Raw genomic sequence first — 16264 nt, forward strand, 5'->3', positions numbered from 1 at the left:
GATCCACATCCTGCCGTGTCCGGTAATGGTTACTGCCAGCTGATTTTTATCTTTTTTCTGTGCTTCTTTTCCTTTGTCTTGCGGCTTTTTCCGCCGCGATCGAGAATCCGTCCGCACAGGCTGGTAAACTTGTACACATAGCGGAACAGCCCTTCCGTAGCAATGAGGAATACCACCAGAAGCATCATAGCCTGCGTGGAAATCTGATTGATGCCAAAGAAGCTCTTCTGGAAAAAGAAGCAATACGCCATGCCCAGTAGCATGACTGCAATCAGCCCTACATGGAAGCTATTAGTCGGTTTTGCCACTTTTCCCAGAATCATAAAGCCAACCAGTCCAACTAAAATCGTGCAGGCTGTAGAAATACAATCTGGATCAACGTCAAAGACTTTTCCGAATATGACCAGAGAGCTGACGCTGACAAAAGTAGTAAGCCCTGCAGGGGTTGCCATTTTAAAGACCTTTCCGAAGAAGGTTCCCGTAATTTTATCGTGATTCGGCTCCAGCGACAGCACAAAGGACGGCGCGCCGATGGTGAACATGGTAATCAGGGTAAGCTGTGACGGCGTCAGCGGGTATGACAGCACGTTGACGATGGAAAAGAGCGCCAGCAGCAACGAAAAAATATTCTTTGTCAAAAACAGGCTCGCTGTCTTCTCGATGTTGTTTACGACTCTGCGGCCTTCCGCCACCACCGACGGCATCTTTGAAAAATCGGAGTCCATCAGCACCAGCTGCGCCGCATTGGACGCTGCCTCGCTTCCCGACGCCATGGCGATGGAGCAGTCCGCATCCCGAAGAGCCAGAATATCATTGACCCCGTCTCCTGTCATGCCCACAATCTTGCCCTGCTTTTTCAGCGCCTTCACAAACATGCGCTTCTGCTCCGGCGTCACTCTGCCAAACACAGTATACCGCTCTACCGCTTCATAAACGGCTCGCTCTGTCACAAGCTGCCTTGCGTCGATATATCTGTCCGCGTTCTCAATGCCTGCTTCCATGGCGACATTGGAAACCGTCACCGGATTATCCCCGGAGATAACCTTGACCTCTACGCCGTTTTCAGCAAAATACGCAAATGTCTCTCTTGCCGATTTTCGAATCGGATTCGTCAGATAGACAAGTCCTAAAAGACGGGTTCGCCCTGTAAGCGGCTGTCCGTCCGGCACGTCTTCTGTCCGGGCAAAGGCCAGCACGCGGTATCCCTGTTCACTGACTTTTGTAATTTCTTCTTCATACTGAGAAAAGGCTTCCCGCAGCACAAACTCCGGCGCGCCCAGCACAAAATTACCATCCTCGTAGCTTGCGCCGCAATATTTATATTTCGAAGAAAAACCGCACACGCTGAGGGTGGCTCTTCCCGACCTTTCTGTAAAGTACGCCTGCATCGCCGCCATGGTGATATTGTCCGGATTCTGGGCAAATGCCAAATCACCGATTAAGCGGGACAGTTCATCGTCTGTCAGCCCATCGTAAATCCGCTGCATCTGCGCGACTTTCATCTCGTTTTCTGTAATCGTGCCGGTTTTGTCCACGCAAAGCACGTTGACCCTCGCCAAGGTCTCGATGCATCGCATATTCTGAACCAGCACGTCCTGTCTGGCAAGGCGCATGGCGCTGACCACCATAGCGATACTTGCCGTCATATAAAGCCCTTCAGGAATCATACCCAAAATCGCTGCAACCATAGAGGTCACGCTATGTCTAAATCCATCTTCTAAAATGAAGTACTGCTGTGTCAGAAGAATCAGTCCTACCGGAATGATAATAATACCGACCACCTTGACCAATTTATCCAGCGATTTAATCATCTCCGACTGCTCGCCATGCTTGTCCTTGGTCGCTTCAATGGTCAACTTAGAAATGTAAGAATTTCTGCCTACCGCCGTCAGTTTCGCTGCACACGTGCCGGATACCACAAAGCTGCCGGACAAAAGCTGAGAATCCGCCGTCTTAGTAATCTCATCAGACTCACCGGTAATCAGCGCCTCGTTGACCTGTACGCTGCCATCAACCACTATGGCATCCGCCGGTATCTGGCTTCCCGCCCGAAGAACAATCACATCGTCCAGCACCAGCTCTTCCACCGGCCGCTCGACTTCCTTTCCATCTCGAAAAACATGAGCCTTTGGCATTTTCAAAAGTTTCAGGTTGTCCAAAGTTTTCTTCGATTTGATTTCCTGGGCAATACCGATTGCTGTATTAGCAAATACCACAAGCATAAAAGTCAAGTCCTTAAAAGAACCTACTACAATCAAAAGCACCGCAAGTACCGTAAAAATCAAGTTAAAATAAGTGAATACGTTGCTCTTTATAATTTCTTCTACTGTTCGCGTCGAGGAGTCCACCTGCTCGTTGGAAAGCCCCTGCGCCGCTCTCTCTTCTGCTTCTCTTGCTGTTAATCCCAACATGTCTTCTTGCTCTCCTTTTTTACATACATTTTATTGTAACACAAAAAGGCGCAGGAGAAAATAACCTTCACAAAAACTTCAAACGCCAGCTGAAAATCCAAGACAATCGCGAAACCGCAACGCCAAACAGATCCTCACAGCTACTCTTGACGGCTCACGCTGTCTGCTGCCGCCGCGCAATCCTTTCGATTTATAAGCTCCACAAAACCATCAGTGCAGAAATTCTAAAAAAATCCCCAAAATATGCACACCTCCGTACGTAAGTTCGCAAAAAATCATTAAAATATGCACAAAAACATCGAACTTAGTCTAGAAAATCGTTCTACGTGATATAAATTTTACGTATTTTCGCCGATTTCTTTAAAAATATGCACAGCTTTCCATGAAAACGTACATATTTTGAAGAAAAATTTAAATTATATGCACATCACCCAGTCTGTGCTCTGAGACACAGTAGTCATGCCCTCGCCGCGCGCGAAATTCAATGTATGATTTTCATTATATCTATATATAATGTAATGATTATTTCAAAACATAAAATTCACATTTCGGTTCCTCGGTCTGAAATCGATGCTGAAGTTGCCGTCCATACTGTCACTCAAGCTGTTGAATTACCTGGTAAAATTTTATACGACTCCTAAAAGCAAAAAGAGCCGCACTGCGAAAATCTCCGCCGCACGGTTCTCTATAGTTTAATTTTCCATTTATAGTTTTTCAATTTCTTCCACGGACAAATCCGTCATTTCGACAATCTGCTGAATCTCCATGCCGCTTTCTTTCAATTTTAAGGCAATGGATTTCTGCATTTCTTCCTTTTCCCGGCGTCCTTCCTGCAGTCCAATCTCAATACCCTCTTCCAGGCTTCTCTGCTTCTCCATGCGATATTCTTCTTCCAAAGTCATGACTTGCTTCAGCTCCTCTCTCTGATTTAGCTCCGCAACTTCTCCATGTATTTTCTGGATGAAAGTGTCTTTCTCGTCTGCCTCACCGCTTTTCAAATACGCGTATAGTGTTTTCAGCTGCTTTGGCACTTTCTCTTCTTCATACATGATGTTTAATATCAGTGTATACGATTCATCTCCTAATGGCAAGCTGGTTTTCACATTATACATCTCGAATTCATACACGGGTTCTCCCAGTCCGAAAAAGTCAAAGAAACAGATAAAAATGACATAGACCGACTTTAACCTTTCGTAATTCTCCCCTGCCGGTAAAATATGTAAATCCGTGCTGGCATGGTAATACCTGCTTCTCTTCGGCAGATGTTTTTCTCTCTGCACCTGCAGTTCTATGTCCGCCCATCCGATTTCATGGCTGAAAAGCACATCCAGCCGAATGCTCTTGGCAGAAATCCCGTTGAGAATCGTCTTCTCCACCTGCACGCCATTATCGCTGGTTTCCGCTTCCGTCTCCTCCTGAAATTTGATTTGTAAGATTTCTTTGTTCGAGAAAATGCGCCGAAGCAGTTCTTTGCACAGGGTCTCCTGCTGCATGATGATGGCGAATACCAGTCTGTTACTGAAGGGATACTGAATCCGTTTTGTTTGATTTGTCCTGATTTCCGATTGCACGATACCTTCCTTTCATTTTCGTGATTTTTGTAATTTATTCCCAGTAAATACAGATTCAGTATATATCATGCACCCACAAAAACAAGTCCCTATTAAGGGCAACTTCTAGAAAATTATCCGCACACGATTTTTTTCACAGTCTCCTTCAAAACACTGTTATTCGCTATCCTTTCCTATCTGATCAAACATAGCTTTCACCGCCGGTGCGTTTTTCGTCAGTTTCTTAATCGTCAAATCCTCCGCTTTATCGTTTGCCAGGCGGAGATTTCTTTCTGATGAGGTTAATGCTTTCTTTATTTTTTCCAGATGGTCGATTGACTTGTCAATCTCCTCAATTGCCGTCTGGAATTTGTCGCTGGCAAGTCTGTAATTTCTGGAAAAGCCTTCTTTAAAAGCGTTCATATTTTCTTCAAAATTCATGATATCGACTTGCTGATTCCGAACGATTGCCAGTTCTTTCTGATATTGCAAAGAGTTCCTTGCTGCATTTCGAAGCAAAGTAATCATCGGAATAAAATACTGCGGTCTGATGACATACATTTTGGGATAGCGGTAAGAAACGTCCACAATGCCCTGATTATAAAGATCGCTATCACTTTCCAGCATTGACACAAGCACTGCATATTCACAATGTTTCTCCCTGCGGTCCTTGTCCAATTCTTTGAAAAAATCTTCATTCTTGTGCTTCGTTGCAGTTTCATCAGCCTCATTTTTCATCTCAAACATAATCGAAATATATTCGATGCTGTCCTCATCAGCTTCCCTAAAGATAAAGTCTCCCTTGCTTCCGGATTTCGCATCGTTATCCTTTTCAAAGTAAGCATTTGGAAACGCTGTCATTCTGATGGAATTAAACTGCGTTAAGCAGTGCTGTTCCAGGCTTTCTCCAATCATTTTGGTTGATTGGCGCGCTTTGAAATCTTTATAGTACTCAATCTGTTCTTCTTTTTCCTTCAGTTTAAACTCGTACTGTTCCTTTAAATTCTTTTCTTTCAGCTCGCTTTCGTTTTCTACATTGGAAAGCTTTCCTTCCAGCACGGTAATCTGATTTACCTTTTCAGACAGTTCCTTTTCTTTCTCCTGCAAGGCCTCAGCCACTGCAAGTTTCTTTTCCGTCTCTGCGCCAGAAATCTGCGCCTTCAATGCAGAAATCAGCTGTTCCTTTTCTGCTAATCGGTTATTCATCTCATTTAAAGCCTGATCGCTTTCTTTTTCTTTTTTCTGAATAGCCTCACTGATGGCAAGACTCTTCTCCGTCTCGCTCTTCTCCGACAATTCTCTTTCCCTGCGATGCAGTTCAGCATTGAATTCTGAATCCCTCACCTGCTGCACAATTTGCGCATATCCCCATAGCGGCCTTAATCCCTATTCCAGAATACTCACCAAAAGAAACCAGCATATGTAACAAATTTCTAAAAAGCAGCGGTCCATAACTATGCATGGATAACGTTCCAAAAAAAGAAGGTATTTTTGCTCCTTCTAAATGAACTCGTGTACTCCTCAAGTCATAACGACTAATCTCTACATATTTTGATATATCCTCCATTATTTTTTCAGAAAAAATTGGAGGTTCTCCTGATACTGCATCATATTTCTGAATCAAGCTGTAGAAAATATTCTGCACTGTCGGAAAGAATTGGTATCTTCCATTTCTTTAAATGCTGTTGGAGTACGAAATGCAAGGTTAATATATGGCTTACATACAGAAAAATAGGTTTCCTACATCAGCTGGTTATAGGACTTCGACGAATATCTCTTCTCGATAATCTTTAAATTCAAGTCTTTATAGCGCAGATATATTTCATCTTTATTATCACTCAAAAGTGGCTGCAAAATTTCTCGGTCTGCTTCTTCACTAATCGCTGCAACTGTCCATTTGAAAGAATCTCTTTCCGCAATGCAGTGCTGCGCATAAGGTTTAATTCCTTGACAGTGCAGCTTCTCTGCATAGTCAGGCTTTACTTGTTCCATTAAGATGCTCTGAAAAATGGATCCCATATTAAAGTTCAAGTCGTTCGTTCTTTTAAACGAAATTTCAAGTTTTGACAGCATGTAAACGAGTCTCCTATATTTGTCCTTTTTTACAATTCTTCATACTTAAAATATACCACGTTTGTCCCCGAACAACAACATATGTATTCATATCCATCGCCCAAATTATGTAAACTCTTTGGTAAAGGAGGAATCATACATATGCTAGATCCAATTATTGTCGGGAAAACCATCCAAAGAGTTCGTGAAGAAAAGCAATTATCGCAGGAAGTTGTCAGCGGTTTTGCGGATATCGGAAGAACGCATCTATCCGCAATTGAAAGAGGTATCAGAAAACCTACGTTGGAAACACTTTTTCGCATTGCGGAAGCGTTAAAAGTTTCGCCCAGCGCGTTGGTAGCAGAAATCGAAGAAGCTGTCAAAAAGGCCGCGAACTAAGCCATCCATACTTTTCCATCCATCTTAAGTAACAGCACCCATGAAACACAAGGAGCCGCCCGCATAAACGAATCCTTTCGTTCACGCAGGCGGCTCACCGCACATCATCCTCTATTTATTTAATTACAACCTTATGGAATTTCTTCTTGCCCTTCTGAATCAGCAGTTCGCCGTCCTTAAACAGATCAGCCGTTACGTTCATCTTTGGATTGGTTACTTTTTCACCGTTTACGGAAAGTCCACCCTGTTCGATGGTTCTGAAGCCTTCACCATTGCTCGGCACAAGACCCAGCTCTTTAATCAGAGAAACCAGACCTTTACCATCACCGTCAAAATCAGCAGCAGCCATTTCTGTGGTCGGGATGTTAGCAGCATCACCGCCGCCTCCAAAGGCAGCTCTAGCGCCTTCCTGGGCTTTTCTGGCTTCCTCTTCGCCGTGTACCAGCTTGGTAACCTCGTAAGCCAGCACTTCCTTCGCCTTGTTGATTTCCGCGCCTTCCAAAGCTGACAGCCTGTTTACCTCTTCCATCGGCAGGAAGGTCAGGAAACGCAGACACTTGTTCACATCAGCATCGCCGACATTTCTCCAGTACTGATAGAACTCATATGGGGAAGTTCTCTCCGGTGACAGCCACAGCGCACCTTTCTGGGTTTTGCCCATTTTCTTACCCTCACTGTTAGTCAGCAGTGCAAATACCATACCTTCTACATCAACACCGCACCATTTTCTGGACAAGTCCTTACCTGCCAGAATGTTTGACCACTGGTCGTTGCCGCCGAACTGCATTTTCAGTCCGAAGTCTCTTGCCATAACGGTAAAGTCATAAGCCTGCATGAGCATGTAGTTCAGTTCAAAGAAAGTCAAACCGTCGCCGATTCTCTGCTTATAACAGTCTGCTCGTAGCATATTATTCACATTAAAGTGTGTTCCTACTTCTCTTACGAACTCAACATAGTTGAGCGGTCTCAGCCAATCTGCATTGTTAATGCTGATTGCCTTGCCCGGAAGCGGTTCTCTGTTCTGATGACCCGGCGCATATACACCGTTGTTGCCCTCGTATTTCCATTCATCGTCAAAATCAAGGAACTGATCAAACAGCTTTTTAAAAGCTGCGCAGTTATCATCAATAGTATTTACAGTCATCATCTGACGCATGTCCTGTCTGCCCGACGGGTCGCCTACCATACCAGTCCCGCCGCCCAGCAGTACAACCGGTGTATGTCCATATTTCTGCATGTACATCAAAATGATAACCTGCATAAAGTGTCCGATATGCAGACAGTCTGCAGTCGGGTCAAAACCGATATAGAATTTGATCTTTTCTTTGCCCAGTAACTCTCTAACTGCCTCTTCATCGGTTACCTGCTCAATGAAGCCTCTTTCTTTCAGTACATCGTAAACATTATCAAACTTGCTTACGGAATCAGGAATAAAATTTTTCATGGTAAATATCCTCTCTTCTTAGAATTTTGCCCTGGAATTTCATTAATAATCGCCCTTTATTTTGTGCCGAACAGTCTGTCGCCTGCATCCCCTAGCCCCGGAATAATGTAAGCGTGTTCGTTGAGTCTCTCGTCTTTCGCTGCGATGTAGATATCCACATCCGGATGTGCCTTTTGCAGTACCTCAATGCCCTCCGGTGCTGCGATCAAACACATGAATGTGATATTCTTCCCGCCTCTCTGCTTGATAAAATCAATGGCTGCTGACGCACTTCCACCAGTTGCCAGCATAGGGTCTACGACAAAAATCTGCCTTTTATCGATGTCTGTCGGCAACTTGCAATAGTATTCCACCGGCTCATGGGTATCAGGATCACGATAAAGACCCACATGTCCAACTTTCGCATTTGGAACAAGTGCCAGCATACCGTCTACAAAGCCAAGACCTGCGCGAAGGATCGGTACGATAGCAATATCTTCCCCTTCCAGCATATTTACCTTAGTGCTGCAAAGCGGTGTTTCTATTTCTACTTCTTTTAGCGGCAAATTTCTGGTCGCCTCAAAACCCATCAGCATGGCGATTTCCTTTGCCAATTCTCTGAAATCTTTGGTGCTGGTATCTGTCTTTCTCATCAGCGCAACCTTGTGCTGAATCAATGGGTGATCAAAAATGTATACTTTGCTCATTCTCTTACCTCTCTTTCTGCTGCTTTGCGGCTACATCTCGTCCAGCATCGCTGTTCTTCTCTCGTGACGACCGCCTTCAAATTCAGTATCCATCCATGCGTCAACAATCTCAACAGCAAGCTCCGGTGCAGTGGTTCTTCCGCCCAGCGCAAGGATGTTGGCATTGTTGTGCTGTCTGGTCAGCTTTGCCATCTCTACAGAAGTGCAAAGCCCGCAGCGAATGCCCTTCACTTTATTGGCAGCGATGGAAATGCCTATGCCTGTCCCGCAAACAACAATTCCAAGGTCCGCCTTTCCGGAAGCCACCGCTTCCCCACATGCCTTTCCATACACAGGATAATCCACGGACGCTTCGGAATCAGTTCCGAGGTCCACTACTTTATATCCCCTTTCTAATAAATGTTTCTTTACAATATCTTTCAACGCGAACCCGCCATGGTCGCTGGCAACTGCAATAATCATATGTATTAAACCTTTCTGATATTATATCCTGCGGACTTCAGCATTCTATTCATGACAGAAAAGCCAATGCCCTCTTCCGGCAGCGCCGATGCCAAAATCATATCAGCGCCTTCTCTGTCCGCTTCTCTTAGCCGTGCAAAAAACTGGTGCGCCGCAGCTTTCTGGTCTTTTTCGTCAAAGGAAATGACGCAGACCTTCTTGCCCTCCGCTCTGTATTTTGCAGCCTCCCTGCAAATGACCTCCTGCACAGCCTGCGGGCTTCCTTCAAAGACCGTCATCTGTGCTTTCGGAGCATAGTGCTTATATTTCATGCCCGGTGCTCTGGGCTTAAAATCTTCATTATTAAATACATCCGGTCGCTGATTCAAAGTTGGATCAAGTGCTACCGGCTTTTTCAGCGCCTCTTCAAAATCCTCTCTGGTAATAATGCCAGGTCTTAGAATCATAGGCTGTTCACCCATCATATCGATGACAGTGGATTCAATTCCCACCTGGCAGTCGGTGCTTTCTATAATCGCATCCACTCTTCCATAGAGATCCTCTTTGACATCTTTTGCCGTCGTTGGACTGGGCTTTCCGGAGAGATTTGCGCTGGGCGCTGCAACAGGACACTGCGCTGCGCTAATCAAAGAAAGCGCCACGGGATGATCCGGCATACGAACCCCTACCGTATCAAGCCCGCCTGTAGTCGTATCAGGTATCAGGGAAAGCCTTGGCACAATCATGGTCATGGGACCCGGCCAGAAATGCTCCATCAAAAGCTGCATATCAGCGGTGACTTCAGGGGTCAGTGCAAGCAAATCGTCCTTTGACGATATGTGGACAATCATAGGATTGTCAGAAGGTCTACCCTTTGCCGCATACACCTTACCCACAGCTTCTGCATCGAGGGCATTGGCACCCAGTCCATAGACCGTTTCTGTAGGAAATGCAACCAGCCCTCCCGCTGCCAAAATATCCGCTGCCGCTGCAATATCTTCAGTTGTATCTTTTAGTAATTTTGTATTCATCATAGTTTCATGCCCGCATAGCTGACAACGCTGCGGGCGGATTTAGCAAGTCTGATTAGAAGTTCTTCATTTTCTCTGCCTGATCACTAGTAATCAAGCCATCGATGATTTCATCTAAATCACCATCTAAAATTGCATCCAGTCTGTACAGAGTCAAACCAATTCTATGCTCGGATACTCTGCCCTGCTGGAAGTTAAAGGTTCTGATTCGCTCACTTCTGTCGCCGGAACCAACCTGGCTCTTTCTGGCCTCAGAAATCTCTTTGTTCTGTTCCTGTAGTTTCAGGTCATAGAGTCTTGCTTTCAAAACCTTGAAGGCTTTTTCTTTGTTCTTAATCTGGGACTTTTCATCCTGACAGGTTACTACAAGTCCAGTCGGCTCATGGGTCAGTCTGACTGCAGAATCTGTGGTATTTACGCACTGACCGCCGTTACCGGAAGCGCGGTACACATCCACTCTGACATCGTTTGGATTCAGATCCACTTCCACATCGTCGACTTCAGGCAGAACAGCTACCGTTGCTGCAGAAGTATGAACACGACCTGCAGACTCCGTTTCTGGCACGCGCTGCACTCTGTGTACGCCGCTCTCGTATTTCAGTCTGGAATATGCACCCTTACCCTTAATCAGAACTACGGCTTCCTTAATACCGCCGATTCCAGTGTCGTTGACATCCATCAGTTCTGTCTTCCATCTGTGGCGTTCTGCATATCGCATATACATTCTAAGAAGATCCTGTGCAAATAATGCGGCTTCGTCACCGCCAGTGCCTGCCCTGACTTCCAGAATTACGTTCTTTTCGTCGTTAGGGTCTTTTGGCAGCAACAGAACTTTCAGTTCTTCTTCGTCCTTTTCAATCTGTTCCTCTAAATCGTTGATTTCCATCTTTGCCAAATCACGCATCTCTTCATCTGTCTCGTTTTCAACGAGATCCTTGGCATCGCGGAGACCTTCTTTTGCTTTCTTGTACTCTTCGTACTTCTTAACAATCGGCTCCATCTCGCCCATTTCCTTGATGTATTTCTGCCAGACCGGCTGATCATTTATGACCTCCGGATCAGAAACCTTCAGGGACAATTCCTGATATTTCTCAACAATAAAGTCTAACTTATCAAACATATCTATCTCCTCAAAATAAAAATTTCCATATCTATCTAAACATATATTGTACCACAAACTGCAATTTCCTACAATTGAAAAATACCCAAAGCTGCCAATTATTTCTGTGCAGCCTTTGTCGATGTCTTTGCCATGATGCAAGCTATTTCCCCATTGACTTGCCACCGTTATAAGCGTAAAATATTTTATCGTAAAATAGGAGGTTTGACTTTTTATGAAACGAACACTAATAAAAAACGGAACGGTGGTCGACCCTGCGCAAGCAATCGAAAAAATCACCAATATATATATCGAAGATGGAAAAATCGTCGAACTTACAGATGAATCGCCAAATGCCGATTTAGTCATCGACGCTGCTGGTAAAATCGTCTGCCCCGGGTTTATCGACATTCATATGCACGAAGACGACTACGATCCAAAGACAGACACCACTGCCGTAAGCATGGCAGAATCAGCACTTCATATGGGAGTAACACTGGATATCGGTGGCAACTGCGGCAACAACGCCTGCGATCCGGACCACTATCTGGATATTACCGATCGAGACGGTGCGCCGGTAAATCTCGGTCTTTTAGCCGGTCATACTTATTTAAGGGGACGCAGCGGAAAGCAGGATAAGTACCGCCCCATTGACGAAACCATCTTAAAGGAAATGACTGCTGTATGCGAGGATTTTCTGGATAAAGGCTGCCTCGGTATTTCTTTCGGAGTAAAATACGTGCCAGGTACAACACCAGAAGAAATCGCTGCTCTTGCAAAACTCTGCCGCAAGGGAGATAAAATCGCAGCTTCCCATGTTCGTCAAGACGTCAACGAAGTATTTGCTGCAGCAGATGAGCTAGCTGCCATAGGCGAAAGCTGCGGGATTCGCGTACAATTTTCTCACATAGGCAGTATGGGTGGCTACGGGCAAATGCCGCAGCTTCTTGAAAATATCAGAAATTACCGTGCAAAGGGAATCGACATGCTTTGCGACTGTTACCCTTACAGCGCTTTTAGTACTGGAATCGGCGAAACTACCTATGACGACGGATTTCTGGAACGTTACCACGCTGACTACGACAGTATTCTCATTGCCAGCGGAAAATATGCAGGCAAGCGCTGTACCAAAGAAATCTTTGATGAGCTGAGGGCAACTGCACCGGACACAGCTACAGTCGGCTATTTTATGCGAGAAGAAGATATCGAAATGGCGCTGACTTCACCGCTGATTATGCTGGGCAGCGACGGAATCAGAACCGACGGCATGGGACATCCTCGCGCTTCCGGCTCCTTCGCACGTTTCATTGCAAATTACATCCGTCCGGGAAAAATCAGTCTTTCTGAGGGAATCAGCAAAATGACCACTATGGCAGCAAATCGTCTGCATCTGCCGAACAAGGGGAATTTCTTGCCGGGCAGCGATGCTGATATTACCATTTTTGACCTGGAAAAGGTGCAGGACTGCGCTACTTACGAAAACGGACAAATCCCATCCAAAGGATTCAGCTATGTCCTCATCGGCGGCGAAATTGCTCTGCAGAATGATAAAATCGTAAATAACCGATTAGGAAAAGCTGTAAGAAAATAAAGCCGGAACGAGGTCCTGCTGAATGTGCTGTTCTATATAGGAACCAAACGAAACCCAAATCCGCTTTGCAGAAAAAAGCAAAAAATCTCCCCAAAAAAGCACTCCAAGCGTTTTGACGAACGCCTGTAGTGCAGTACCTTTTGTTTTTGGAGCAAAAATACGACTTAAAACGGATAATATGCAAAGAGAAGTTTAAGATTTAGGTGAAATGTTCCTCTTGTTGGCTTGTCACATGCCTTGCCGCCTGAAAGTTTTCCTTTTTTTGAAAGAAGAAAGGGTATAGTTCTGCAATGAAGAAATTCTTTTTATGTGTTCTATTTGATGCTAACACAGACATTCTAATGCATAAAACTAAAAAGCCGGAGACAAATCTCCGGCTTCTGGTTTTTCTGATTATATTTACAGGTTGTACTTGTTCTTGAACTTTTCAACACGTCCACCACGGTTGATGAACTTCTGCTGTCCTGTAAAGAACGGATGACATGCTGAGCAAACGTCAAGTCTCATTTCTTCTTTTACGGATTTCGTAACAAAAGAATTACCACATGCGCAAGTTACTTTACATTCCTTATAATCAGGATGGATTCCTTCCTTCATGCTTCTTACCTCTTTCCTGCTCAGGCAATGCCCGTGCATAATTTATCTGTATCTACTACAGCTTTTATACTATATCACACTTGTTTGCAGGATACAAGTAATTTTTGCAGAAAATTTCTCAGGAAATCGCAGATTATTTTATTGTCTTACAAAGCTCAAGCAAAGCATTTGCATAGATTTCCGTAATTCTCTCGTAATCAGCAACACTGTAGTGCTCATTGGCTTCGTGAGCAAGCTCCTCCTGATCCGGAAACACCGGTCCAAAAGCAATGGCGTTAGGAATTGCCCGCGCATAGGTTGCTCCGCCCAGAGAAATCGGCTGAGACTGCATATCTCCGGTCGCGTCCTGATATACCTTCATGAGCGTTTTTACAATCTCGCTGTCCTTTTCAAAATAGATTGGATCCATGCAGACGCCATATTCCAATTTTCCGTTCAACGCTCTGGTAAGCGGCTTCAGTTTCGCATCAACATCTTCAAAGGTTTTGGTTACCGGATAACGGATGTTCATCGTCAACGTCAACGCATCTTTTTCCATTTTCATCAAACCTACATTGACAGTCATCAAGCCGGAAGCCTCATCTTCCCACCCAATTCCCATCTTTTCTCCGTTATAGTCAAGACCTATATAAGTATGATACTTCTCAATCAAATTCTGCTGCACAAAAATGTAACGCTCTCCCTCACTCAGAAGATACAAAATTTCCATCAAAGCAGAAATCGCATTGACACCCTTTTCCGGTGTCATCGCATGGGCAGCTCTGCCCTTTACTTCAACAAAAACTTCGCCCTCTTTCGTCAAACAAACACCGGTTTCCGCCCCAAGCTTTTCTGCATGTGCGCTGATTTCTTCTATCAATTTTTCTGCCCGGATGCTCTCATCTGTCCATGAGATTTTACATCTTGCGCCAGTAGGCACTACGTTTGCACGTTCACCGCCGCAGAGCTCCTGCAGAGAAAGCAAGGCTTTAGCCGCACCGCCTTCATTTATAACCGGGTAAGATAAATCCGCATTGATCAGCCCTTTCTCACAGAAAATCACAGGAAAGTTAGCATCCGGAACAATGGATATTTCCGGCAGCTCCGGTTTCCCTTCCAGATATCTGGCGATGCTGTTCCACTCTACTTCCTCATCTGTACCAATTACCATTTTCAGTCTGAAATCAGGCGGAAGCAAATTGTTCTCCTTGATATACTTCATTGCGTACATACAGCAAACCATTGGGCCTTTGTCGTCAATGGAGCCTCGTCCGTACATTTCTCCATCCTTGATGATTCCCTTAAAAGGCTCAGTTTCCCAGCCTTCACCGGCGTCCACTACATCGGCATGACAGAGAATTCCAATCAAATGATTCCCCTCTCCCAGCGTAATCTCCCCGATATAGTTGCCGATATTTTCAGTGTGAAGTCCCATTTCTTCACCACGCTGCAAAATCTTTGCAAGGCAATCTGCAACATCTTTTCCAAAAGGTGCACTGCAATCATCACTTTGGGTTGCAATGCTGGGAATCTCTATAAGTGCAGAAATATCTCCAAGCAAAGCCCCTCTATTTTCTTCGTAAAATTTTTCAAATTCTCGTTTCATCACAGCCTCCTGTTTCTTAGCTCAGCAGAGAAGCGTCTTTTTTAAGGGCTTTACAAAGAACATAGTACAGTAATCCGGATAAAGCGATGCTCTGTACCAGAACCAGTCCGTCTGTTACGAAAATGTTCATCACAAATCCTGCTAACCAGGAAATAATTCCATACCATACAAAGCCTTCGACCGGCTCCCATTTTGAAGCAGTACCTTTTCTCAGCAGCCAGTAGTCTGACAACATTACGCCGCCCATCGGAGCAAACGCAGCACCCAGCCATGTAATGAATCCCTCAAACTGGTTCATAATTCCAAGAACTGCTAAAATAGTTCCGATTGCACCGGCAATCAGCGTAACCATAGCTCTCTTTTCATCTTTCAGTTTCAAAATATTTACAAGGTTGATACCTGCAAGGTAAGCATTGCTTGTATTTGTAGTCCATGCCGCTAAAATCAGTACAACCATACCTAAAATCGGAAGACCTACATCGCATAAAACCTGACTGACATCATACTGACCCACAGCCTTAGCCATCAGAATTCCGATTACCAGCATGAGAATTCCCGCAGGAAGTACGCCAAATACGGTTGATTTCAGTGTATCTCCACGGTTTTTCTGATAACGGGAGAAGTCTGCAACTGTCATAGTCTGCATACTCATAAATCCTGTCGTCAATGTAATTCCTTGTACTAAAGTCATCGTCGTTTCTGTCTGCGCATTGAGATTTGCAGTACCGTTATTGCGCAGCGCCAAATAACAGCCTACTACACAAACAATCAACAGTGCCGGTACAGCCAGTGTGTTGATTTTTCCAATGGCGTTAATGCCGTATACTGCTGTAACCAGCATGATTGTTCCCCAGATTAAAATGGATACAACCTCCGGAACGTGAATTCCAAAAGAGTTTGCCATCAGATTTGTAAATGCACTGCCGCAAACTGCGGTATTAACGCCAAACCATCCGAGCATTGAAATGGTAAAGAAGAGGCTGTTTAAATATCTTGAGCCCGCTTTACCATAGCTGGACTGTAGTATCACACATGCCGGTACGCTGAGGTCGCTTCCCTCCATACCTCCCAAGCAAGTAAAAACAATAACTAAAGCATATCCGATGCAGCCTGCCAAAAGAGCCTGTGTCAGCGGCATTGCAGAAGCAAGTAATCCTCCAATCAGCATGCTCGGAACGCTAATCATAACGCCGGCATGTAAAAAAGCCATTTCAATCCAGCCCTTTTTCTCTTCCGGTGCAACTTGAGTTAGTGTGGTGGTTTCAACGCCACTACGTTTCTTTTCGTTTTCGTTCATAACTCATCCTCTTTTCTCGATAACAAATATACTTTAATGAATACCTTCCGCAATTCCGCCCCGCCCCTTGGCGACTGATTA

At 44.8% G+C, this 16264-nt stretch carries 15 protein-coding genes; 2 read left to right on the forward strand and 13 right to left on the reverse strand.

Features of this window, described 5'->3' with window-relative positions; genetic code table 11:
* Positions 1-29: 29 nt before the first annotated feature.
* The 5 genes from D1151_RS08310 to D1151_RS08330 form a co-directional block, all read right to left on the reverse strand.
* Positions 30-2411 carry a cation-translocating P-type ATPase gene (locus D1151_RS08310; RefSeq protein ID WP_161908580.1) on the reverse strand — a complete coding sequence of 794 codons (2382 nt, stop codon included), beginning with the start codon at positions 2409-2411 and terminating at the stop codon, positions 30-32.
* A gap of 704 nt (positions 2412-3115) precedes the next feature.
* Entirely contained in the window at positions 3116-3982 is an 867-nt protein-coding gene (locus D1151_RS08315; RefSeq protein ID WP_161908581.1) for an Rpn family recombination-promoting nuclease/putative transposase, read from the reverse strand.
* Positions 3983-4138: 156 nt separating this feature from the next.
* Positions 4139-5314, reverse strand: a complete 1176-nt coding sequence (locus D1151_RS08320) for a DUF2130 domain-containing protein (protein WP_251630823.1) — start codon at positions 5312-5314, stop codon at positions 4139-4141.
* Positions 5280-5606, reverse strand: coding sequence for a CRISPR system precrRNA processing endoribonuclease RAMP protein Cas6 (cas6, locus tag D1151_RS17335; RefSeq protein WP_161908582.1), 327 nt, complete (start codon positions 5604-5606; stop codon positions 5280-5282). The genes D1151_RS08320 and cas6 overlap by 35 nt, the downstream gene beginning before the upstream one ends.
* 95 nt (positions 5607-5701) lie before the next feature.
* Positions 5702-6034 (reverse strand): hypothetical protein, encoded by a 333-nt coding sequence (locus D1151_RS08330; protein WP_161908583.1) that lies wholly within the window; start codon positions 6032-6034, stop codon positions 5702-5704.
* A gap of 141 nt (positions 6035-6175) precedes the next feature.
* On the opposite strand from D1151_RS08330, the gene D1151_RS08335 reads away from it, so the two are divergent.
* Positions 6176-6412, forward strand: coding sequence for a helix-turn-helix domain-containing protein (locus D1151_RS08335; RefSeq protein WP_161908584.1), 237 nt, complete (start codon positions 6176-6178; stop codon positions 6410-6412).
* 115 nt (positions 6413-6527) lie between these two features.
* On the opposite strand, the gene tyrS is transcribed toward D1151_RS08335, so the two are convergent.
* The 5 genes from tyrS to prfA are packed head-to-tail and all read right to left on the reverse strand — an operon-like array spanning position 6528 to position 11134.
* Positions 6528-7856 (reverse strand): tyrosine--tRNA ligase, encoded by a 1329-nt coding sequence (gene tyrS / locus D1151_RS08340; protein WP_160201683.1) that lies wholly within the window; start codon positions 7854-7856, stop codon positions 6528-6530.
* Positions 7857-7912: 56 nt separating this feature from the next.
* The gene (upp, locus tag D1151_RS08345; RefSeq protein ID WP_161908585.1) at positions 7913-8542 is read right to left on the reverse strand and encodes a uracil phosphoribosyltransferase; all 630 of its coding nucleotides are present in this window, start codon (positions 8540-8542) and stop codon (positions 7913-7915) included.
* Positions 8543-8572: 30 nt separating this feature from the next.
* Positions 8573-9004: a ribose 5-phosphate isomerase B gene (gene rpiB / locus D1151_RS08350; RefSeq protein ID WP_161908586.1), complete on the reverse strand. Its 432-nt coding sequence runs from the start codon at positions 9002-9004 to the stop codon at positions 8573-8575.
* A 5-nt stretch (positions 9005-9009) separates the two neighbouring features.
* On the reverse strand, positions 9010-10017 hold the full coding sequence (locus tag D1151_RS08355) for an L-threonylcarbamoyladenylate synthase (protein ID WP_243151184.1): 1008 nt from the start codon (positions 10015-10017) through the stop codon (positions 9010-9012).
* A gap of 52 nt (positions 10018-10069) precedes the next feature.
* A complete protein-coding gene (gene prfA / locus D1151_RS08360; protein WP_161908587.1) occupies positions 10070-11134 on the reverse strand; it encodes a peptide chain release factor 1 in 1065 nt (354 codons plus the stop codon).
* 214 nt (positions 11135-11348) lie between these two features.
* On the opposite strand from prfA, the gene D1151_RS08365 reads away from it, so the two are divergent.
* Entirely contained in the window at positions 11349-12704 is a 1356-nt protein-coding gene (locus D1151_RS08365) for an amidohydrolase family protein (protein ID WP_161908588.1), read from the forward strand.
* A gap of 399 nt (positions 12705-13103) precedes the next feature.
* On the opposite strand, the gene rpmE is transcribed toward D1151_RS08365, so the two are convergent.
* The 3 genes from rpmE to D1151_RS08380 all read right to left on the reverse strand — a co-directional run bounded on the left by rpmE (position 13104) and on the right by D1151_RS08380 (position 16183).
* Complete coding sequence (rpmE, locus tag D1151_RS08370) at positions 13104-13301, reverse strand: 50S ribosomal protein L31 (protein WP_160201678.1); 198 nt, start codon at positions 13299-13301, stop codon at positions 13104-13106.
* Positions 13302-13434: 133 nt separating this feature from the next.
* The gene (pepV, locus tag D1151_RS08375) at positions 13435-14886 is read right to left on the reverse strand and encodes a dipeptidase PepV (RefSeq protein WP_161908589.1); all 1452 of its coding nucleotides are present in this window, start codon (positions 14884-14886) and stop codon (positions 13435-13437) included.
* A 16-nt stretch (positions 14887-14902) separates the two neighbouring features.
* Complete coding sequence (locus tag D1151_RS08380; RefSeq protein ID WP_160201676.1) at positions 14903-16183, reverse strand: cytosine permease; 1281 nt, start codon at positions 16181-16183, stop codon at positions 14903-14905.
* Between the last annotated feature and the right edge of the window lie 81 nt (positions 16184-16264).

This window comes from Emergencia sp. 1XD21-10, from assembly GCF_009936045.1.
Taxonomy (GTDB): Bacteria; Bacillota; Clostridia; order Peptostreptococcales; family Anaerovoracaceae; genus Senimuribacter; species Senimuribacter intestinalis.